The 19418-nt window shown below is 64.2% G+C and carries 20 protein-coding genes; 14 read left to right on the top strand and 6 right to left on the bottom strand.

What is annotated here, in order from left to right:
- Nucleotide 1: 1 nt before the first annotated feature.
- Nucleotides 2-1066 (bottom strand): ABC transporter ATP-binding protein, encoded by a 1065-nt coding sequence (locus CDV49_RS04545; RefSeq protein ID WP_373447785.1) that lies wholly within the window; start codon nt 1064-1066, stop codon nt 2-4.
- A 302-nt stretch (nt 1067-1368) separates the two neighbouring features.
- Between CDV49_RS04545 and CDV49_RS04550 the strand changes: the two genes are divergently transcribed.
- The 8 genes from CDV49_RS04550 to paaZ all read left to right on the top strand — a co-directional run bounded on the left by CDV49_RS04550 (nt 1369) and on the right by paaZ (nt 8984).
- Entirely contained in the window at nt 1369-2202 is an 834-nt protein-coding gene (locus CDV49_RS04550; protein ID WP_088214527.1) for a PaaX family transcriptional regulator C-terminal domain-containing protein, read from the top strand.
- A gap of 184 nt (nt 2203-2386) precedes the next feature.
- Entirely contained in the window at nt 2387-3379 is a 993-nt protein-coding gene (gene paaA, locus CDV49_RS04555) for a 1,2-phenylacetyl-CoA epoxidase subunit PaaA (protein ID WP_088214390.1), read from the top strand.
- 46 nt (nt 3380-3425) lie between these two features.
- Nucleotides 3426-3710, top strand: coding sequence for a 1,2-phenylacetyl-CoA epoxidase subunit PaaB (gene paaB / locus CDV49_RS04560; protein WP_035709888.1), 285 nt, complete (start codon nt 3426-3428; stop codon nt 3708-3710).
- Complete coding sequence (gene paaC / locus CDV49_RS04565) at nt 3710-4498, top strand: 1,2-phenylacetyl-CoA epoxidase subunit PaaC (RefSeq protein WP_088214391.1); 789 nt, start codon at nt 3710-3712, stop codon at nt 4496-4498. Before paaB ends, paaC begins: the two co-directional genes overlap by 1 nt.
- A 4-nt stretch (nt 4499-4502) precedes the next feature.
- Nucleotides 4503-5027 (top strand): 1,2-phenylacetyl-CoA epoxidase subunit PaaD, encoded by a 525-nt coding sequence (gene paaD, locus CDV49_RS04570; protein ID WP_088214392.1) that lies wholly within the window; start codon nt 4503-4505, stop codon nt 5025-5027.
- An 18-nt stretch (nt 5028-5045) separates the two neighbouring features.
- Complete coding sequence (paaE, locus tag CDV49_RS04575; protein WP_088214393.1) at nt 5046-6122, top strand: 1,2-phenylacetyl-CoA epoxidase subunit PaaE; 1077 nt, start codon at nt 5046-5048, stop codon at nt 6120-6122.
- Nucleotides 6115-6861: a Phenylacetic acid catabolic protein gene (locus CDV49_RS04580; RefSeq protein WP_088214528.1), complete on the top strand. Its 747-nt coding sequence runs from the start codon at nt 6115-6117 to the stop codon at nt 6859-6861. The genes paaE and CDV49_RS04580 overlap by 8 nt, the downstream gene beginning before the upstream one ends.
- 47 nt (nt 6862-6908) lie before the next feature.
- Complete coding sequence (gene paaZ, locus CDV49_RS04585; protein ID WP_088214394.1) at nt 6909-8984, top strand: phenylacetic acid degradation bifunctional protein PaaZ; 2076 nt, start codon at nt 6909-6911, stop codon at nt 8982-8984.
- Nucleotides 8985-9029: 45 nt separating this feature from the next.
- Here the strand turns inward: paaZ and CDV49_RS04590 are convergent, their stop codons facing one another.
- The 4 genes from CDV49_RS04590 to paaG form a co-directional block, all read right to left on the bottom strand.
- Nucleotides 9030-9629 (bottom strand): TetR/AcrR family transcriptional regulator, encoded by a 600-nt coding sequence (locus CDV49_RS04590; RefSeq protein WP_088214395.1) that lies wholly within the window; start codon nt 9627-9629, stop codon nt 9030-9032.
- Nucleotides 9630-9695: 66 nt separating this feature from the next.
- The gene (gene paaK, locus CDV49_RS04595; RefSeq protein ID WP_088214396.1) at nt 9696-11006 is read right to left on the bottom strand and encodes a phenylacetate--CoA ligase PaaK; all 1311 of its coding nucleotides are present in this window, start codon (nt 11004-11006) and stop codon (nt 9696-9698) included.
- Between the two features lie 41 nt (nt 11007-11047).
- Nucleotides 11048-11479: a hydroxyphenylacetyl-CoA thioesterase PaaI gene (paaI, locus tag CDV49_RS04600; RefSeq protein ID WP_218821894.1), complete on the bottom strand. Its 432-nt coding sequence runs from the start codon at nt 11477-11479 to the stop codon at nt 11048-11050.
- A 26-nt stretch (nt 11480-11505) separates the two neighbouring features.
- Nucleotides 11506-12294: a 2-(1,2-epoxy-1,2-dihydrophenyl)acetyl-CoA isomerase PaaG gene (gene paaG / locus CDV49_RS04605; RefSeq protein WP_088214397.1), complete on the bottom strand. Its 789-nt coding sequence runs from the start codon at nt 12292-12294 to the stop codon at nt 11506-11508.
- 243 nt (nt 12295-12537) lie between these two features.
- On the opposite strand from paaG, the gene CDV49_RS04610 reads away from it, so the two are divergent.
- The 5 genes from CDV49_RS04610 to CDV49_RS04630 all read left to right on the top strand — a co-directional run bounded on the left by CDV49_RS04610 (nt 12538) and on the right by CDV49_RS04630 (nt 17097).
- Nucleotides 12538-13692: an ABC transporter substrate-binding protein gene (locus tag CDV49_RS04610; protein ID WP_088214398.1), complete on the top strand. Its 1155-nt coding sequence runs from the start codon at nt 12538-12540 to the stop codon at nt 13690-13692.
- A 101-nt stretch (nt 13693-13793) separates the two neighbouring features.
- Nucleotides 13794-14666: a branched-chain amino acid ABC transporter permease gene (locus CDV49_RS04615; protein WP_088214399.1), complete on the top strand. Its 873-nt coding sequence runs from the start codon at nt 13794-13796 to the stop codon at nt 14664-14666.
- 4 nt (nt 14667-14670) lie between these two features.
- Complete coding sequence (locus tag CDV49_RS04620; RefSeq protein ID WP_088214400.1) at nt 14671-15627, top strand: branched-chain amino acid ABC transporter permease; 957 nt, start codon at nt 14671-14673, stop codon at nt 15625-15627.
- Nucleotides 15624-16409, top strand: a complete 786-nt coding sequence (locus tag CDV49_RS04625) for an ABC transporter ATP-binding protein (protein WP_256947235.1) — start codon at nt 15624-15626, stop codon at nt 16407-16409. Before CDV49_RS04620 ends, CDV49_RS04625 begins: the two co-directional genes overlap by 4 nt.
- Nucleotides 16396-17097 carry an ABC transporter ATP-binding protein gene (locus CDV49_RS04630; RefSeq protein ID WP_088214401.1) on the top strand — a complete coding sequence of 234 codons (702 nt, stop codon included), beginning with the start codon at nt 16396-16398 and terminating at the stop codon, nt 17095-17097. Before CDV49_RS04625 ends, CDV49_RS04630 begins: the two co-directional genes overlap by 14 nt.
- A 5-nt stretch (nt 17098-17102) precedes the next feature.
- Here CDV49_RS04630 and CDV49_RS04635 read toward each other — a convergent pair whose 3' ends face one another.
- Nucleotides 17103-18149, bottom strand: a complete 1047-nt coding sequence (locus CDV49_RS04635; protein ID WP_088214402.1) for a substrate-binding domain-containing protein — start codon at nt 18147-18149, stop codon at nt 17103-17105.
- A 170-nt stretch (nt 18150-18319) separates the two neighbouring features.
- Between CDV49_RS04635 and CDV49_RS04640 the strand changes: the two genes are divergently transcribed.
- Nucleotides 18320-19393, top strand: a complete 1074-nt coding sequence (locus tag CDV49_RS04640) for an ABC transporter substrate-binding protein (protein ID WP_256947236.1) — start codon at nt 18320-18322, stop codon at nt 19391-19393.
- The last annotated feature ends 25 nt before the right edge of the window (nt 19394-19418 follow it).

Below are 19418 nucleotides of genomic sequence, written 5' to 3' on the forward strand. Positions count from 1 at the left end.
GTCAATCCCCCAGGACATGGGCCGCGCCCGGTGCGACCCGGAGACCGACCTGCTGGCCCGGTTGGAGGGCGGACATACCGTCAACCGCCGATTGGGCCCGTGCGATGAGCGGTGTTCCGTCTGCGAGAGCGAGGTGGTAATGCGTGTCCGTCCCGAAATAGATCGCGCTGCGAACCTCCGCTGGGATCGCGCCCTGTTCCTCCGGGGCGACGATCCGGATATGTTCGGGGCGAATGGCGAGGGTGACCTCCCCCCGCGCGGGCTCTTCGACGGGGAGCACGAAGCCACCCGGCAGCCGCACGCCCTCAGCAGTCGCCGTGCCGCGGAGCAGGTTGGTTTCTCCGATGAAGGCGGCGACGAAACGGTTTGCCGGGCGGGTATAGACCTCTCGCGGGGTGCCTGTCTGCTGAAGCCGCCCCGCGCTCATCACCCCGATACGGTCGGACATGGTCAACGCCTCCTCCTGGTCATGGGTGACGAAGACGAAGGTGATCCCGGTTTCCGTCTGAAGGCGTTTCAGCTCGACCTGCATCTCCTTCCGCAACTGCAGATCCAGCGCCGAAAGCGGCTCGTCCAGCAGAAGCACCTTCGGCTCGGGAGCGAGCGCGCGGGCCAGCGCCACCCGCTGCTGTTGGCCGCCCGAGAGCTGGCTGGTCCGCCGTCCGGCGAGCGAGTCAAGCCTGACAAGCGACAGCATCCGCTCCGTCCGCTGCCGCTGCTCCGCCCGCGATCGCCCGAGCATCTTCAGACCGAAGGCGATGTTTTCCGCAACCGTGAGATGGGGGAAAAGCGCGTAGCTCTGGAACACGGTATTCACGGGCCTGCGGTTCGGCGGCAGATGGCTGATCGCCGCGCCGTCCAGAAAGATCTCTCCCTCCGTCGGCATCTCGAACCCCGCAATCATGCGCAGGAGAGTGGTTTTGCCGCAGCCGGATGGGCCAAGCAACGTGAAGAACTCTCCCTGCGCGATCTCGAGCGACACATCATCCAGCGCCCGGACGCTTGCCTCTCCCCGCCCGAATGCCTTGCTGACGCGCCGGATGGCGATCATGCTCTTTTCCGTCACGTCCCCGCCTTTCGCATCCGGCCATTGTTTCGGCGCATGTTCCGATCTTCCAGTCAGGGCCTGTTGGCTGGCAAGCCCCCAAAGGCCGCGGAAGCGGAGTCGCCCCGCCTCCGATGCAAGGTTGCACATTTTTGTATCGTCCGGGGTGGAAATCCCGCTTCACCCCGATACTTCCGCCGCGCTTTTGCGCGTATCCGGCGGGGACTCTGGCAGTGCTTCCTCCCGAAGCGGCGTGAACCCGCTCTTGCGGAGAATTTGCTCTCTCCGCTAGGGGTTGAGACCGGGAACGGATGGTGAGGAACATGAAGGGCGACGAGGCGATAGCACGCTTGCTGGACGGTGTGGAGCTTCGGTCTGCTCCGTTCATCGTCACGATCTACGGCGATGTGGTGGTGCCGCGTGGCGGAGTGCTCTGGACGGGCACGCTGATCGACATCTGCGCGCGCGTCGGGATCAATGAATCTCTCGTGCGGACGGCGGTCTCCCGTCTGGTGGCGGCCCGGCAGCTTGCGGGCGAGCGGGCCGGCCGACGGAGCTATTACCGTCTGGATGCGTCGGCCCAGACGGAGTTCGGCCATGCCGCCCGGCTGCTCTATTCGACCGAGAAGCCTCCGCGCGGATGGCAGGTTCTCCATGCCCCCGATCTTGCGGAGGTGGAGGCGAAGCGGCTCCGCTTAGGTCATATGGGCGGGTCTGTCTATATTCGGCCCGACCGGGATCAGGCGCCGCCGCCCGGTGCGCTGCTGCTGCGCGCGGCGCCGGTGGACCGCCCGGAGGAGCTGGCAGGTTTCTGGGACCTCTCCGCCTTGCAGGAGCAGTATCATGATATCAACCGCCGGTTCGAGGTGCTGCTGGATGCGTTGCTGAAAGGCGCGCTGTCGGATGAGGCATCGCTGGTGGCGCGGCTGCTGCTCGTCCATCTCTACCGCAATGTCCTGCTCCGCGATCCGCGCCTGCCGCCCGCGGCGTTGCCTGCCGATTGGCGGGGAGCGACGGCGAGGGCGTTGTTCAGGCGCAGCTATCTGGCGCTGTCTGACGCAGCCGAACGGCATATCGCCGCGAGCTTTGAAGGTCTTGACGGCCCCCTGCCTGCCCACACTCCCGAAAGCGACATGCGTCTTTCAGGATTGAGGTAAAAAATCCATCACCTTCAGTGGCTTGTTCCGGCGACTCGCAATACATCACACGATTATCTATTTTAAGGCTTTTCATGTGATGTGTTATGGCGTATCAAGATCCGGGGACTGGCGAAGGGGGATTCGATCTCGCCGGTCTGCGGTCGCCGAATGTTTGCGGCGCCATTCTGGAGGAGGTTAGGCCATGTATGCACAGCTCGTGAAATCCGAAGGCTCCAAGCATCGTGATGAGATGACGCCGCAGGAGCTCGCCTTTCAGGACCGCATCGACCGCGGGGAAAAGATCGAACCGAAGGAATGGATGCCGGACGGGTATCGCAAGACCCTGATCCGTCAGATCGGCCAACACGCGCATTCTGAGATCGTCGGCCAGCTGCCAGAGGGCAACTGGATCACCCGCGCGCCCACGCTTCAGCGCAAGGCCATCCTGCTCGCCAAGGTGCAGGACGAGGCTGGCCACGGCCTCTATCTCTACTCCGCCGCTGAGACGCTTGGCGTGAGCCGGGACGAGCTGCTGGAGAAACTCCACAGCGGCAACATGAAATATTCCTCCATCTTCAACTATCCCACGCTGACATGGGCGGACATGGGTGCGGTGGGCTGGCTTGTCGATGGGGCGGCGATCATGAATCAGGTGCCGCTGCAACGCACCAGCTACGGCCCCTACAGCCGCGCGATGATCCGCATCTGCAAGGAGGAATCTTTTCACCAGCGGCAGGGCTACGACATCATGATGAAGATGGCGAACGGCACGCCGGAGCAGAAGGCGATGGCGCAGGATGCCCTTGACCGGTTCTGGTATCCCTCTCTGATGATGTTCGGACCCTCCGACAAGGACAGCGTGCATTCCGCGCAATCCATGGCGTGGAAGATCAAGATGAACACGAATGACGAGCTTCGGCAGAAATTCGTCGATCAGACCGTTCCGCAGGCGGAATATCTGGGGCTGACCGTCCCCGATCCCGATCTGAAATGGAACGAGGAAAAAGGCGGCTACGATTTCTCCGAGCCGGACTGGTCGGAGTTCTTCGCCGTCATTCAGGGCAACGGCCCGTGCAACGCGGAACGCCTCGGCGCGCGCGTGAAGGCGTGGGAAGATGGCGCGTGGTTCCGCGACGGGCTGATGGCCCATGCGGACAAGGCCGCAACGCGGCGCTCTGCCATCGCAGCCGAGTAACCCGCCCGTCCAGCCAGAATATCCAGCCTCCCGGGAGGAGCAAGACATGTCCAGCGAATGGCCCCTGTGGGAAATCTTCATCCGTGGTCAGCACGGCCTTAATCACCGTCACGTCGGCAGCCTGCATGCGCCCGATGCGGAGATGGCGATCCGTAACGCACGCGACGTCTATACCCGGCGCAACGAAGGCGTTTCGATCTGGGTCGTGCGCTCGAACGAGATCACCGCTTCGTCGCCATCCGACAAGGGGCCGCTGTTCGAGCCGTCGAACAGCAAGGTCTATCGTCATCCGACCTTCTTCGACATTCCCGAAGAAATCGGGCATATGTGATGGGCGTCGCGGTTGAAACGGTAAGCAGGGCCACCCTGGCCGAATGGCTTCAGCGGCTCGGTGACAATGCGCTGATCCTTGGACACAGGGTCTCCGAGTGGTGCGGCCATGCCCCCGCGCTGGAGGAGGATATCGCGCTCGCTAACCAGGCGCTCGATCTCATCGGTCAGTGTCAGCTCTGGCTGGAATATGCCGGGGAGGTGGAGGGCAAGGGCCGCAGCGCGGACGATCTGGCCTATCTGCGCGATGCCGGTGCCTTCCGCAATCTCTTGCTGGTCGAACGCCCGAATGGCGACTTCGGCCAGACCCTGATGCGGCAGTTCCTGTTCGACGCATTCCACCTGGAACTGATGGGCGCCTTGAAGGGCTCGACCGACATGCGTGTGGCGGAAATCGCGGCCAAGGCGGAAAAGGAGGTGGCTTATCATCTCGAACGCTCCGCCGATCTCGTGATCCGTCTCGGGGATGGCAGCGCGGAAAGCCGTGACCGGATGCAGAAGGCGCTCGACCTGCTCTATCCCTATACGGGCGAGATGTTTGCGGATGACGATCTCGACCGCGACGTTGCGGAGGCGGGCATCGCTCCGTTGTCCTCAAGCCTGAAGGACGCATGGGACCGCACGGTGCGGGATGTGCTGGCCGAGGCCACGCTGACCCTGCCTGCCGATGTCTGGCAGCACGGCGTGAAGGGCCGTGGCGGCAAGCGCGGCCTGCACAGCGAACATCTGGGCTACATTCTGGCCGAGATGCAGTTCCTGCAACGCGCCTATCCCGGCGCGCGCTGGTGATGCGATGGACGGCACTGCGCATCCCGATCTGGCAGAGGTCTGGCACTGGCTTTCCGAAGTGCCGGACCCGGAGATCCCGGTCATCAGCCTGACCGATCTGGGCATCATCCGCGACGTGGCGTGGGAGGGCGAAACCCTGGTCGTCACCGTCACGCCCACCTATTCCGGCTGTCCTGCCACCGCGATCATCAACCTTGATATCGAGACGGCACTGCAGAACCGGGGCATAGAACAGGTGCGGCTCAAGCGGCAGTTGTCCCCGCCCTGGACGACGGACTGGCTGACCGAGGAAGGCCGGCAGAAGCTCCGCGACTACGGGATCGCGCCGCCTGTCGATGGCACCGCGGCGGACGGGCGGCTGGCGGGGCGGATCTCCCGGCTGGCGGGCAGCAGCAACCTGACCATTGCCTGCCCCCGCTGCGGCTCCGCCCGGACCGAGAAGATCAGCCAGTTCGGCTCCACGCCCTGCAAGGCGAGCTATCGCTGCCAGGATTGTCTGGAGCCTTTCGATTACTTCAAGTGCATCTAGGATGCCGAGGATACCCAAATGGCACGCTTCCATCCGTTGACCGTCACCGATGTGCGCCGTGAGACTCGCGACGCCGTTGTCGTCACCCTCCGCCCGCGGGAGGAGGACAGGCCACTGTTCGACTTCACGCAGGGCCAGTATCTGACCTTTCGCCATGATTTCGATGGCGAGGAGCTGCGCCGCAGCTACTCCATCTGCGCGGGGCGCGACGAGGGTTGCCTGAAGGTCGGGATCAAGCGGGTGGATGGCGGGGCCTTCTCCACCTGGGCCAACGAGATGCTGGGCGTCGGCGACCAGATCGAGGCGATGCCGCCCATGGGCCGGTTCTTCACCGAGCTGGACCCGCGGGCGTCCCGCCAGTATCTGGGCTTCGCGGGCGGCTCCGGGATCACCCCTTTGCTGTCGATCATCAAGACGGTGCTGGCGCGGGAGCCGGGGTCCAGGTTCACGCTGGTCTATTCCAACCGCCAGATCAACACGATCATGTTCCGGGAGGAGCTGGAGGATCTGAAGAACCTCTATCTCGGGCGGCTGTCCATCATCCATGTGCTGGAGCAGGAGGGACAGGAGATCGACCTGTTCACCGGCCGGATCGACGCAGAGAAGATGCGCGGGCTGTTCACCCACTGGCTTGATGCGGATTCAATAGACACCGCCTTCATCTGCGGGCCGGAGCCGATGATGCTGGCCATTGCGGAGAGCCTGCGCGCTCAGGGGCTGCGGGACGACCAGATCAAGTTCGAGCTTTTCGCCAGCGGACAACCGGGCCGGGCCAAGGCCCGTGCGGTGTCACGCGGGGCGGTCAACCCCGGTGCCGGCACGCAGGCGACGGTGACGCTCGACGGGGCGACCCGGACCTTCGAGATGCCGCGGCAGGGGCAGTCGATCCTCGATGCGGCGATCGCGGCCCAGATGGACGCGCCCTATGCCTGCAAGGCGGGTGTATGCTCCACCTGCCGCTGCAAGGTGCTGGAGGGCGAGGTGGAAATGGCGGTGAACCATGCGCTGGAGGATTATGAGGTCCGCGCGGGCTATGTCCTCTCCTGCCAAGCCATGCCGCTCAGCGACCGCGTCGTGGTGACCTATGATGAATGATGCGATCTCCGTAGAAGAGTATCTCGCACAGGGCGGAGTGCTGACGACACCTGACAACGTGCCCGCCCGCTACCGGGGAGAGCTTCTGCGTTTGATGTCCTCTTTCGTGGACAGCGAGCTTGCAGCCTCCGCCGGATTCGCTGCGTCAATCAATCATGCGCCCGGCATCAAGGCACGGATCGCCGCAAGCCGCATCACGTTGGAGAAGGCGGACCATGCGGAGCGGGTGCTGGCGGTGATGGCCAGCTTCGGCGCCGATGCGGCCCGCTATGAGACGACCCATGACTGGGCCGCCCGTCTGCCGCGCGATGCGGATCTGGGCCAGGCGCGGCAGGAAGGCGATATGCGCCTTTCGGTTTTTCACTATCCGATCACCGGCTGGACGGATGCCGTGGTGATGAACGTGTTGCAGGGCTTGGCGACGGGTGTCCAGATGGGCGAGTTGACCCGCCTCTCCTATGCGCCGCTGGCCGAGGTGTTCCGCGCCATCGCCCCGCGTGAGAAGCGGCATCGGGAACTCGGATCGGAGGGCCTTGCGCAGCTCGTGCTTTCCGACCGGGAAGGTGTGCGTGTCGCGGTGGATTACTGGTGGCCCCGGGTCGGAGCGGGCTTCGGAGTGGCCGGATCGGACCGGTTCGCGACATTGCAGCGCTTCGGCCTCCGGCACGAGACGAATGAGGAGCTGCGCGCCCGCTGGGAGCAGTGCAGCCAGCAACATCTGGCCGATCTCGGCCTGTAATCCCGTGCGGGGATGACCCGCTGTCAGACCACGTTTGAGGAACCCCAATGACCGCAACCGTCCAGCCCCCGCGCCGTCTCGAAAGCTATGTCTGCGGCGCATGGGCGCCGGGTCAGAAGACGGGCGTCACCTTGCTTGATGCAGCCACCGGGGCGGAGGTCGCGACCATCGACTCCACCGGGATCGACTTTGCCGATGTGCTCGACCACGGACGGAAGGCAGGCGCAAGGCTGCGCGCCATGAGCTTCCATGACCGCGCCCTGATGCTCCGTGCGTTGGGGATGGCGCTGATGGAGCGGAAGGAGGAGTTCTACACCGAGAGCTTCCGCACCGGGGCGACCCGTGCCGATGGATGGGTGGATATCGAAGGCGGCATCGGCACGATGCTGACCTATGCCTCGAAGGCACGCCGTGAACTCCCCAATGCCCGCGTGCTCACCGAGGGCGACGTGGAGGGGCTTTCCCGCGACGGCAGCTTTGTCGCCCAGCATATCCTGACCCCGCTTCAGGGCGTCGCGGTGCATATCAACGCTTACAACTTTCCCGTCTGGGGGATGTTGGAAAAGATCGCGCCCAGCCTCATCGCGGGCATGCCCTGCGTGGTGAAACCGGCAAGCCAGACGGCCTATCTCACGGAACTTGTCGTGCGCCGCATCGTGGAGACGGGTCTTCTGCCGGAGGGCGCGCTTCAGCTCATCTGCGGCTCGGTGGGTGATATGCTCGATCACATGACCGGGCAGGATGTCGTGACCTTCACCGGGTCGGCCGCGACGGGCCAATCGCTCCGCGCCCATCCCTCCATCGTGGGCAATTCCACGCGCTTCACCATGGAGGCCGACAGCCTGAACGCCTCTGTCCTCGGGCCGGACGCGGTCGCGGGCACGCCGGAGTTCGACCTGTTCGTGAAAGAGGTCGCACGGGAGATGACGTCCAAGGCAGGGCAGAAATGTACCGCCATCCGGCGTGTCATCGCTCCCCGCGGTCAGGTTGAGGCGCTTGTGGACGCGCTGCAGTCGCGGCTCGCCAAGACGCCGCCCGGCCTGCCGGAGGACGAAGCCACCCGCATGGGAGCGCTCGCCAGCCTCGCCCAGCGGGAGGAAGTGCGCGCCCGGATCGCGGAACTTTCCAAGGTGGCGGAAATCGTCGCAGGTGATCCCGACACCGTCACGCTGGCAACGGGCGATGCGGACAGGGGAGCCTTCCTCAACCCTGTCCTGCTGCATGCAGCCCAGCCCTTCAGCGCCGCTGCAGTGCACGAGGTCGAGGCATTCGGCCCGGTCTCCACCGTCATGCCATACGACGATCTGGACGAGGCGCTGGCCCTTACCCGCATGGGCAAGGGATCGCTGGTCGCTTCCGTCTTTACCGACGACCCCCGCGTCGCGGAAGCGGCGGTTGTGGAAGCTGCCCCGTTCCACGGACGGATCCTCATCGGCAACCGCGCCTCCGCCAAGACCTCCACCGGCCATGGATCGCCGCTCGCGCCGCTGGTGCATGGCGGCCCGGGCCGCGCGGGGGGTGGCGAGGAAATGGGCGGGATGCGGGGCGTGAAGCATTACATGCAGCGCACCGCCGTGCAGGGGACGCCCCGTCTTCTCTCCGCCGTCACCGGGCGCTGGATGGATGGGGCGGAGGTGCGGAGCGATATCCATCCCTTCCGCAAGTCTCTGGAAGACCTGCAGATCGGCGACCAGCTCATCACCGCTGCCCGGCAGGTGACCCAGGAGGATGTGGAGCATTTCGCCGATTTCACCGGCGATACGTTCTATGCCCACATGGATGAGGCCGCGGCGAAGGCGAATCCGTTCTTCGACGGCCGGGTGGCGCATGGCTATCTTATCGCCTCGTTCGCCGCCGGGCTGTTCGTGGAGCCGAATCCCGGGCCTGTCCTTGCCAATTACGGTGTGGACAACCTCCGTTTCCTGACGCCGGTCTATTTTGGCGATACGCTTCAGGTCCGTCTGACATGCAAGGAGATCAATCCGCGCGCCAATGCCGACCACGGCGAGGTGCGCTGGGACTGCCGCGTCACCAACCAAAAGGGAGAGGTCGTCGCGCAGTATGACGTGCTGACCATGGTGGCGAAAAGCTGGCCGATGGCGGCCGCGCACGCGGCGGAGTGAGAGGATAGGGTCCGGCGACGGACCCGCCCTTCCTTCTGCAGGCTGTCAGCGGACGGCGCGGATCCCTTCAAGGATCAGCGTCGTCGCCACGTCGGCGTAATCCTCGCGGCTGATACGTCCCCCCTCGCGGAACCACATGTACATCCAGTTCATCATGCCGAAGAGCGACATTGTGACCGGCGTGAGCAGCGGTCTTTCCCTGTCCTTCAGCTCCGGGTTCAACTGGTCGAGGACGGTGGAGAAACGGCGGACGATACGGCGTTCGATCATGAGAATTTCCTCTCGCTGCGCTTCGGAGAGGGTGGAGGCAGCATTGAGCTGCACCTTGTGTTCGTTATCTGCGCCGCGATAGGCTTCCAGCACTGAACCGACAAGCTGGCGGAGACGTTGATCGGGAGAGAGTGCAGGGTCGTCCGCCTCTGCCACGACGCTGTCCAGCTCCGTCAGATGCGTGACGATGATGGCAAAGATCAGCGCGTCCTTGCCCGGATAGTAGTGATAGAGAAGCGCCTTGGATACCTGCGCCTGAGCCGCTATCTGAGACATGGAAGCCTTGTCCATGCCTTGTTCGGCAAAGACCTGCGCCGCGCAATCAAGGATCACGCGCCGCTTTTCCTCAAAATCCTGCGCCCGCGTTCGCGCCATGGGTCGCCCCTCCTGACATCGCCCTGAGGCGGAGCAGTCCGCCGACCCAGCGTCGGCGGACTGATTTCAGCTTTTCGGCCGGTTGTCGATGACCCGCTTCGCCTTGCCGTCGGAGCGGGAGATACCCTCGCAGTCATGCACTTCGATCCGGGTGGATACGCCGACGATCGACTTGATGTGATGCGCAAGCTCCCTGGCGGATTTCGTGCGCGCGTCTTCTGCCGCGTGATCAGGCATGCATTCCACATGTACCGTAAGATTGTCCATCCGGCCGGATCGGGTGAGTTCGATCTGAAAATGCGGCGCAAGCCCCCGGCATTTCAGCACCTGCTCCTCGATCTGCGTCGGAAAGACGTTGACCCCGCGCAGGATGATCATGTCGTCCGAGCGCCCGGTGATCTTCTCGATCCGCCGCATGCTCCGCGCCGTACCGGGGAGAAGCCGGGTGAGGTCGCGCGTGCGATATCGCACCATGGGCAACCCCTCCTTGGTCAGCGTGGTGATGACGAGTTCACCCATTTCGCCGTCCGGCAGCGGCGCGCCGGTAACGGGGTCGATGATCTCGGGATAGAAATGGTCTTCCCAGAAATGCAGCCCGTCTTTCGTCTCGACACATTCCATGGCGACACCAGGACCCATGATCTCCGACAGGCCATAGATGTCCACGGCATGCATGTCGAAGGCATCCTCGATCTCCTTCCGCATGGCGTTCGTCCACGGTTCCGCACCGAAGATGCCGACGGCGAGGGAGGATTTGCGCGGATCGACACCCTGCCTGCGGAACTCGTCCAGGATGGAGAGCATGTAGCTCGGCGTTACCATGATGACGCGCGGCTCGAAGTCGTTGATGAGCGTGACCTGACGTTCGGTCATGCCGCCGGACATGGGAACGACGGTGCAGCCCAGCTTCTCCGCGCCGTAATGCGCGCCGAGCCCGCCGGTGAACAGGCCGTAACCATAGGCGTTGTGCAGGATGTCACCCGGCCGCCCGCCGCCCGCCCGGATGGACCGCGCGATCAGCCCCGCCCAGACGTCGATGTCGTTCTGCGTGTACCCCACCACGGTGGGTTTGCCGGTCGTGCCGGACGAGCCGTGTATCCGGGCGAGCTTCTCCCGCGGGACCGCGAACATCCCGAAGGGATAAGTATCGCGGAGGTCCTGCTTCACCGTGAACGGGAATTTCGCCAGATCCTTCAGCGAATGCAGATCATCCGGGTGCGCGCCTGCCTCATCGAACCGGCGGCGGTAAAAGGCCGAGTTCGCGTAGGCATGAGCCAGCGACCGCTTCATGCGATCGAACTGAAGGGCCTCGATCTCATCCCGCGAGGCGGTTTCGATCGGGTCCAGATCCTCTTTGCGAGGGGTCAGGTCTTCCATGGTGCTCCTCCCTTGGAGTGTCTGAACGCAGCGGACTCCCGTCAGTCTTCGACGGGCAGGTGTGTGCCTTTCACGCTGCGGGAATGGCCGCGGAACTCGGCAATATGCTCTCCGCGCTGATTGGTGATGCGAATGTCGTAGATGCCCGACCGGCCGCGGCGCGAGACCTCGCGCGCTTCCGCCGTGAGCACATCGCCCACCTGACCGGGCGCGATGTAGGTGATGGAGCAGTGCTGGGCGACAACGGCCTGATTGTAGCTGTTGCAGGCGAAGGCAAAGGTGCTATCGGCGAGGGCGAACATGAAGCCGCCGTGGCAATTGCCGTGGCCGTTCGACATGGCCGGGGTCACCGTCATCGTCATCGTCGCCTCGCCGGGCGCCATGTGGCGAAGCTGCATGCCGAGCCCTTGGCTCGCCGTATCGCCCTGCCACATGGCGGCGGCGGAGGCCTTTGCCACTTCTTCCGGGGTCATCTGACTGACAGGTTTCATGTCAAAGCTCATTTTCCGACGAAGACCGGAGGGCGTTTTCCCAGAAAGGCGGTAACGCCTTCGGCGTAGTCCGCGCTTCGCCCCGCCTCTCGCTGACAATCGCGCTCAAGGTCGAGCTGCGCATCCATGTCATTGGTCGCAGCGGCCTGAATGAGCCGCTTCGTCAGGCCGAGGCCAAGCGTCGGGCCTGCGGCCAGGCTCTTCGCAAGGGTCGTGGCGACAGGCATGAGATCCGCATCGTCGACGGCCTGCCAGATGAGACCCCAATCGGCCGCCGTCTGCGCCATCAGCGGCTCTGCCGTCAGGGCGAGCGCCTTTGCCCGCGGTTCACCCAGTATCCGCGCGAGGCTCCAGCTTCCGCCCGCGTCGGGGACAAGGCCGATGCGGGAGAAGGCCTGAATGAACTTCGCCGAGCGGGCCGCGATCACGATATCACAGGCCAGCGCGATGTTGGCGCCCGCCCCCGCAGCAACCCCGTTCACCGCACAGACGACTGGTTTCTCCAACGCGCGGATCAGGCGAAGGGTCGGATTGTACCATGTCTCCAGCGTCGCGCCGAGATCGGGGGCGTCCTCGGACTTGCGGGGATCCCGGTCGCCCAGATCCTGTCCGGCACAGAATCCCCTGCCCGCACCTGTCAGCAGCACCGCTCGAATCGCAGGATCGTCCTTGGCCCGCTGAAACCCCGCACGGAGCGCTGTGTGCATCTCCTCATTGAATGAGTTCAGTTTTTCGGGACGATTAAGGGTCAGCGTCAAGACGCCTTCGGCCAGCGCCGAGCCTACTGTCGATGTCATTTTCGTCTCCCGGCCCAATATCTGACGGGCCCTCCAAGAATCATGTTGCATACACCGACCGGTCGGTCAATGATAAAGCAGGGCGAGGGAGACGCCCTGGGGAGGCCTGCCATGACTGACCTGTTCGACAGCGAACGGCCAACACGTCCCTGCGCGCGCGTCCGTTCCGTCGTGCCGAGGTCGGGAAAATCGGCCGCCCCGCAAATAATCACCTGACAATAACGTTTCTGGGAGGAGAGACCGATGAAGAAGGCAATGACCACTACCGCGTTGGCTGGCCTGGCTCTTGGCGTGGCGGCGCTGCTGCCATCCGGTGCATCCGCGGAGATCAAGATCGGCGCCAGTATCTCCGCGACGGGACCTGCCGCCTTTCTTGGCGACCCCGAGGCCAAGACACTGCACATGCTGGTCGAAAAGGCGAATGCGGCGGGCGGGCTGGACGGCGAGCCGATCACGCTGGTGCTCTATGATGACGGCGGCGACCCCAACAAGGCCCGCACCTTTGCGACCCGGCTGATCGAGGATGACGAGGTCGTGGCAATCATCGGTGGAACGAGCACGGGCACGTCGATGTCGATCCTTGCGGTGGCGGAAGATGCGGAGGTGCCGTTCATCTCTCTCGCCGGGGCCATAGACATCATTCAGCCGGTCAAGCCTTTCACCTTCAAGACGCCCCATACCGATCGCATGGCCTGCCAGAAGATCTTCGAGGATATGAAGAAGCAGGGCTATACGAAGATCGGCATGATCTCCGGCACGGACGGGTTCGGCGCGTCCATGCAGGCCCAGTGCAAAGCGGTCGTCGGCGATTACGGTATCGAAGTCGTGGCAGACGAGACCTACGATCCCCGCGATTCCGACATGACCGCGCAATTGACCAAGATCAAGGGCACGCCCGGCGTGCAGGCCGTTCTGAACCCCGGCTTCGGGCAGGGGCCGTCCATCGTGACGCGGAACTACAAGCAGCTGGCAATCGGTCTGCCCTTCTATCAGTCGCATGGCGTCGCCTCGGCGGGCTTCATCGAGCTGGCCGGCGCGGAAGCCGCCGAAGGGATCCGCCTGCCCGGGACCGCGCTGCTCATCGCCGATCTGCTGGCCGACGGGGATCCGCAGAAGGCGCCGGTCACCAGCTACAAGGCGGCCTATGAGGCGGCGACCGGAACCCCTGTCGGCACATTCGGCGGCTATGCCCATGATGCCTTCCTGATCCTCACCGATGCGATCAAGCGTGCCGGGTCCACGGATCCGGGCGACATCCGCGATGCGATCGAGGCAACCTCCGGTCTTGCCGGGACGACCGGGATCTACACGTTCGGCCCCGAGGACCATCTCGGGCTCGATCTGTCGGCCTTCCGTATGCTGGAGATCAAGGACGGCAACTGGGTTCCGGTCGACTGACCGGATCGCGCCGGCCGAGAGATCCCGGCCCCCGGACGACAGCCAGTGCCCCGCTCCACGGCGGGGCGATCCTCAGGTTACCGCCCACGGGAGCAGCCCAAGTGTCGGAATTCCTACAGTTCATCTTTTCCGGTGTGACGGTCGGCGCGGTTTACGCGCTCGTCGCGCTCGGTTTCACGATCATCTACAACGCTTCCGACGTGGTCAATTTCGCCCAGGGCGAATTCGTCATGCTGGGCGGGATGATCACGTGGTTCGCTCACGCGGCGGGCGTACCTCTGCCGCTGGCCGCCCTGATTGCCATCGTGGTGACTGCGGCGGTGGGCGTGGCGATCAACAAGCTCGCCATCGAACCGGCACGCGGCGCGCCTGTGGTGTCGGTCATCATCATCACCATCGGGGTGTCGATCTTCATACAGGGCGGCGCGCAAGTGGTCTTCGACAAGCAGATCCACAGCTTTCCCGCGTTTTCCGGCGATACGCCGCTTCGCATCGGAGGGGCCACGATCCTGCCGCAGAGCCTGTGGGTCATCGGTGGCGCGATCGCGGTCTTCGTCGGGCTGTGGGCATTCTTTACCAGGACGCTGCTGGGACGCGCGGTGCTCGCCACCTCCAACAACCGGCTGGCAGCACAATTGGTGGGGATCAACACGACCTTCGTGATGACCCTGTCCTTTGCGCTGTCCGCCGCCATCGGAGCGCTGGCCGGGGTGTTGGCGACGCCGATCACGCTCACGGCCTACAGTGTCGGGATCGGGTTCGCGCTGAAAGGTTTCGCCGCGGCGATGCTGGGCGGCATGGGCAATCCCAAGGGCGCGCTGGTGGGCGGCTTCCTGCTCGGGCTGATAGAGGCGCTTACCGCCGGTTACCTCTCCTCACAGTACAAGGATGCGGTGGCCTTCGTGATGATCCTGCTCGTTCTCTTCGTCCGGCCGCAGGGGCTGTTCGGGCGCAAATCGACAGAACGGGTCTGATGCCATGAGGTTCAATACGAAAACCGCCACGCTGATGGTGCTGATCGCGCTCGTTGCATTGTCGCCGCTGCTGTTTCCCTCCAGCTTCTACTACCGGGTGGGGGCACTGGTGTTCGTGAACGCTATCGCGGTGACGGGCATCGTCATCCTGATCGGCTATGCCGGGCAGATCAGCCTTGGACATGCCGGTTTCGCCGGGATCGGCGCCTATGCCTGTGCGCTGGCACCAGTACATCTGGGGTTGTCACCCGCGCTTTCCATCCTTCTCGGCGCGGCGGTTTCCGCTGCTCTCGCCTATCTGGTGGGACGCCCGATCCTGCGGCTGAAGGGCTACTATCTGGGGGTCGCCACGCTGGGCTTCGGCATTCTCGTCTCCATGGTGCTGAACAATGAGCGCGCGCTTACCGGCGGGCCGGATGGGATGGCAGTGCCGGAACTCGGCCTCCGGGCTGTGCTGAAGGGCATGGGGCTCGACCTGTCGAATGGCGAGTTCTGGTATTTCTTCTGCGGCATTTGCATGATCCTCGGCGCGTGGCTGGCGCTCAACCTGCATGACAGCCCCACGGGACGGGCGTTGCGGGCGCTCCATGGATCGGAGGTCGCGGCGAGCACCGTTGGGATCGACGTCTCGCGGATGAAGCTCAAGGCCTTCGTGATTTCTGCGGTCTATGCCTCCGTTTCCGGTTCGCTTCTGGCGCTCCAAAACAAGTTCATCACTCCCGATGTCGCAGGTTTCATGCACTCGATAGAGATGGTGACGATGGCGGTCCTTGGCGGCGTCGGTTCGGTTCTGGGCGCGATTTTCGGTACCGCGCTTCTGACGGTGCTGCCGCAGGTGCTGACGGTGTTTGCCGAATACGAGCAGATGGTTCTGGGGCTGGTGATGGTTCTGGTGATGATCTTCCTGCCGCAGGGGTTGCTGCCCTCCCTCCTGCGCAAGCTGCGGAGGAACAGGGAATGATGCGCGACGGTAATCCGCTTCTCTCGGTGGAGGGGCTGGGCATCGCCTTTGGCGGGCTGAAAGCAGTAAACGACGTGAGTTTTTCCGTCCGCTCCGGAGAAATCGCCTCTGTCATCGGACCGAACGGGGCGGGCAAGACCACGCTGTTCAACATGATATCGGGCCTTTACCAGCCGGGTTCGGGGCGGGTCATGTTGGCGGGTGAGGATGTAACCGGCTTCGCGCCGCATCTGCTCGCGCGCCGCGGAATGAGCCGGACCTTCCAGAACCTGCAGATTTTCCAGTCGATGACCGTGCTGGAAAATGCGGTGACCGGCTATCACCTGCGGGAGCGGGGGACAGTGCTGGCGGATATGCTGGCGCTGCCTGCCGCACGTCGCCGCGCGCGGGAGGCGGAAGAGGGCGCGATGGCCCTGCTCGCGCGCGTCGGCCTCGACCGTGTGGCGGGGAGAGAGGCGGGCAGCCTGTCCTACGGCTCGCTCAAACGGCTGGAGATCGCCCGCGCCCTCGCATTGGAACCCAAGATCCTGCTGCTCGACGAACCCGCGGCCGGATGCAATGCCGTGGAGACGGAGGAGATCGACCACCTCATCGCCGCTGTGGCCGCATCAGGAGTCGCCATATTGCTGGTCGAACACGACATGAAGATGGTGATGCGGATCTCCAGCCATATCGTCGTGCTGGACCATGGCGAAAAGATCGCCGAAGGCGATCCGGCCACGGTCAGCCGCAATCCTGCGGTGATCGCCGCCTATCTGGGGGCCGAACATGCTGAAGGTTGACGGGCTGCGCTCCCGCTACGGGCGGATCGAGGTGCTTCATGGCGTGGACCTCCGCGTTGACGCGGGCGAAATCGTGACGGTGGTTGGCGCCAATGGCGCGGGCAAGACGACGCTGCTCCGATGCCTTTCTGGTGTTCAACCCGTGACCGCGGGTTCGATCGTCTTCCGGGGTGAGGAGATCACCGCCGTGCCCGCGTACCGGCGGCCCGCGCGGGGGCTGACCCAATCGCCGGAGGGGCGGCAGATCTTCACCAACCTCACGGTGGAGGAGAACCTGCGGCTCGGTGCCTATCTCTATTCGGACGAGCAGGTGGAGAAGGACATGCAGGATGCATTCGGCATGTTCCCGATCCTGCGCGAGAAGCGCAATCTGGCCGCTGGCGGCCTGTCGGGCGGTCAGCAGCAGATGCTCGCCATGGCCCGCGCGCTGATGGGACGTCCCGCCTGCCTGCTGCTGGATGAGCCGTCGATGGGATTGGCTCCGATCATTGTGCAACAGATCTTCGAGGTAGTGAAGGGGCTGAAGGACAGGGGCGTCACGGTGCTTCTGGTAGAGCAGAACGCCTTCGGCGCCCTGAAGATCGCGGATCGGGGTTATGTGATGGAAACGGGCGGTATCACCATTTCGGGTCCGGCTGAGGCGCTGATCGAGGACCCGCGGATACGCGAGGCATATCTCGGCATCTAAGCTAGCTAGCCGACGGGTTCCATCAGCACGGGCACGACGATCTGTCCTTTGGCCTGCGGTGCTTTCGCCCTGTCATCGAGCAGGGCGAACAGCGCCGTCAGCATGGCGGGCACGTCCTGACGCACCATGCCGACGTTGCCCGTCAGCAGAGCGGCGAAGGGATCCCAGTCGAAACAGCCGAAAAGACAGGCCTCGGGATCAAGCCGCCGCCTTTTCAGCCACCGCACGACCCCTTCCAGCGCGATGGTGGAATTGACGAAGATACCGTCCGCCAGTGGACCTTCCAGCGCGTCGAGAGCGTGCTCCACCTTGTCGGCAGCATAACCGCAGGGAAGGATATGCGCCTCCTGCAAGGGGATTCCAGCCGCCTCATGCGCAGCGCGAAACCCCCGGATCCGTTCGAGCGTATTGTGGTCGGTCCGCCTGCCACCCAGAAACATCAACGGCTTTCTGCGCCCGAAGGCCGTCTCCGTGCGCGTCAGGATGAGATGTGACAGATCGCGGGCACCGCCGAAATTGTCCGAAACCACCGAGGGCGCCGCCCGTCCGGGCAGGTCGAGGTTGAGCGTGCGCACCCCGGAAGCCGCGCAGAGCTCGGCGATCCGGTCAGGATCGGTGGCCCCGGTCGCGACGAGACAATCCACCTGGTAGGACAACAATTCCCGCGCGGCCTCCATCTCCAGTTCCGGGTCGCGCTGGGTGCAGGTGATGACGGGAAACAGCCCCCGCTCCCGTGCGCCGGCCTCGAATTGTTCGGCAATCGCCCCGAAATAGCGGTTGTCGTATTTCGGGACGATCATGCCCACGATGCCCGAGCGGGCGGACCGGAGCGCGCTGGCCTGCCGGTTCACCGCATAGCCCTGCTCCTCCGCGACGCGGTTGATCCGGTCGGCCAGTCCCGCGCTGATCCGCCGCTTCTTCCAGCTGCCGTTGAGCACGGCGCTCACCGCACTCGGGGAGGTGCCGGCGAGCGAGGCGAGATCATAGATCGTGGGCCGCCGTCGCTGGGCCGTTTCTTCCGCGGGGAGGCTGTCGCCCTCTGCTCCCTTCATCGACGGTCTCCACTTGGTCTGCGCTGGATGCTCTTGACATTCTGCATCATGTTTTTCAATCATGCTACACCGATTGAGCGGATTTGCACAATCGGTGTAGCTGGGAGAATCGGGCGCGTGGTCAATACACGACGCCCGGACAGCTACGACATCTCGCTGGGAGGAAAGAGATGACATCCACACGTTTTTCAGGCGCATTCGCTCCGCGTCTTGCGGCAGGCGTCGCCATGAGCCTTACGGTTGCCACGCTGGGCACAGCTGCCCTGGCGCAGGACAATGCGACCGTGGCCTTCCTGATGCCGGATCAGGCCTCGACCCGCTATGAGCAACACGACTTCCCCGGCTTCAAAGCGGCGATGGCGAAGCTCTGTGCGGGCTGCACGGTGATCTACCAGAACGCCAACGGCAACGCGGCGCTTCAGCAGCAGCAGTTCAACTCGGTGATCACGCAAGGCGCGAAAGTCATCGTGCTGGACCCGGTAGACAGCGCCGCCGCCGCTGCGCTGGTGGAAATTGCACAGTCCCAGGACGTCAAGGTCATCGCCTATGACCGCCCGATCCCGGACAAGCCCGCCGACTATTACGTCTCCTTCGACAACAAGGCGATTGGGCAGGCAATCGCGCAGTCGCTCGTTGATCATATGAAAGCGGCGGGCGTGCCGTCGGGCGCCGGGGTGCTTCAGATCAACGGGTCTCCCACCGACGCGGCGGCGGGTCTGATCCGCGACGGTATTCATGCAACGCTGCAGGCATCGGACTACAAGACGCTTTCCGAATTCGATACGCCCGAATGGGCGCCTCCCAAGGCGCAGGAATGGGCTGCGGGCCAGATCACCCGCTTCGGTGCCGACATCAAGGGTGTCGTCGCGGCGAATGACGGCACGGCGGGCGGCGCCATCGCGGCCTTCAAGGCCGCCGGGGTGAACCCTGTCCCCCCCGTCACCGGCAATGACGCGACGATCGCCGCGTTGCAGCTCATCATCGCCGGAGACCAGTATAATACCATCTCCAAACCCTCGGAAGTCGTCGCGGCGGCTGCAGCGGAGGTCGTCGCCGCTTTTCTGAAAGGTGAGAAGCCGGAGGCGAAGGCCACCCTTTACGACACGCCATCGCGGCTTTTCGTTCCGGCCGTGGTGACCGCGGAGAACATCAAGGCAGAGATTTTCGACAAGGGTATCCAGAAGGCCTCAGAGGTCTGCACCGGCGAATATGCCGCGGCCTGCGTGAAGCTCGGTATCCAGTGATGGCGCGCCCCCCTTCCCGCCATGA

Source organism: Haematobacter genomosp. 1, assembly GCF_002196855.1.
Classification (GTDB): domain Bacteria; phylum Pseudomonadota; class Alphaproteobacteria; order Rhodobacterales; family Rhodobacteraceae; genus Haematobacter.

Bases quoted from the DNA above. Each gene is read 5' to 3' on its own strand.
- CDV49_RS04550 (WP_088214527.1), top strand. From the start codon at position 1,369: ATGAAGGGCGACGAGGCGATAGCACGCTTGCTGGACGGTGTGGAGCTT.
- paaA (WP_088214390.1), top strand. From the start codon at position 2,387: ATGTATGCACAGCTCGTGAAATCCGAAGGCTCCAAGCATCGTGATGAG.
- paaB (WP_035709888.1), top strand. From the start codon at position 3,426: ATGTCCAGCGAATGGCCCCTGTGGGAAATCTTCATCCGTGGTCAGCAC.
- paaC (WP_088214391.1), top strand. From the start codon at position 3,710: ATGGGCGTCGCGGTTGAAACGGTAAGCAGGGCCACCCTGGCCGAATGG.
- paaD (WP_088214392.1), top strand. From the start codon at position 4,503: ATGGACGGCACTGCGCATCCCGATCTGGCAGAGGTCTGGCACTGGCTT.
- paaE (WP_088214393.1), top strand. From the start codon at position 5,046: ATGGCACGCTTCCATCCGTTGACCGTCACCGATGTGCGCCGTGAGACT.
- CDV49_RS04580 (WP_088214528.1), top strand. From the start codon at position 6,115: ATGAATGATGCGATCTCCGTAGAAGAGTATCTCGCACAGGGCGGAGTG.
- paaZ (WP_088214394.1), top strand. From the start codon at position 6,909: ATGACCGCAACCGTCCAGCCCCCGCGCCGTCTCGAAAGCTATGTCTGC.
- CDV49_RS04590 (WP_088214395.1), bottom strand. From the start codon at position 9,629: ATGGCGCGAACGCGGGCGCAGGATTTTGAGGAAAAGCGGCGCGTGATC.
- paaK (WP_088214396.1), bottom strand. From the start codon at position 11,006: ATGGAAGACCTGACCCCTCGCAAAGAGGATCTGGACCCGATCGAAACC.
- paaI (WP_218821894.1), bottom strand. From the start codon at position 11,479: ATGACCCCGGAAGAAGTGGCAAAGGCCTCCGCCGCCGCCATGTGGCAG.
- paaG (WP_088214397.1), bottom strand. From the start codon at position 12,294: ATGACATCGACAGTAGGCTCGGCGCTGGCCGAAGGCGTCTTGACGCTG.
- CDV49_RS04610 (WP_088214398.1), top strand. From the start codon at position 12,538: ATGAAGAAGGCAATGACCACTACCGCGTTGGCTGGCCTGGCTCTTGGC.
- CDV49_RS04620 (WP_088214400.1), top strand. From the start codon at position 14,671: ATGAGGTTCAATACGAAAACCGCCACGCTGATGGTGCTGATCGCGCTC.
- CDV49_RS04625 (WP_256947235.1), top strand. From the start codon at position 15,624: ATGATGCGCGACGGTAATCCGCTTCTCTCGGTGGAGGGGCTGGGCATC.
- CDV49_RS04630 (WP_088214401.1), top strand. From the start codon at position 16,396: ATGCTGAAGGTTGACGGGCTGCGCTCCCGCTACGGGCGGATCGAGGTG.
- CDV49_RS04635 (WP_088214402.1), bottom strand. From the start codon at position 18,149: ATGAAGGGAGCAGAGGGCGACAGCCTCCCCGCGGAAGAAACGGCCCAG.
- CDV49_RS04640 (WP_256947236.1), top strand. From the start codon at position 18,320: ATGACATCCACACGTTTTTCAGGCGCATTCGCTCCGCGTCTTGCGGCA.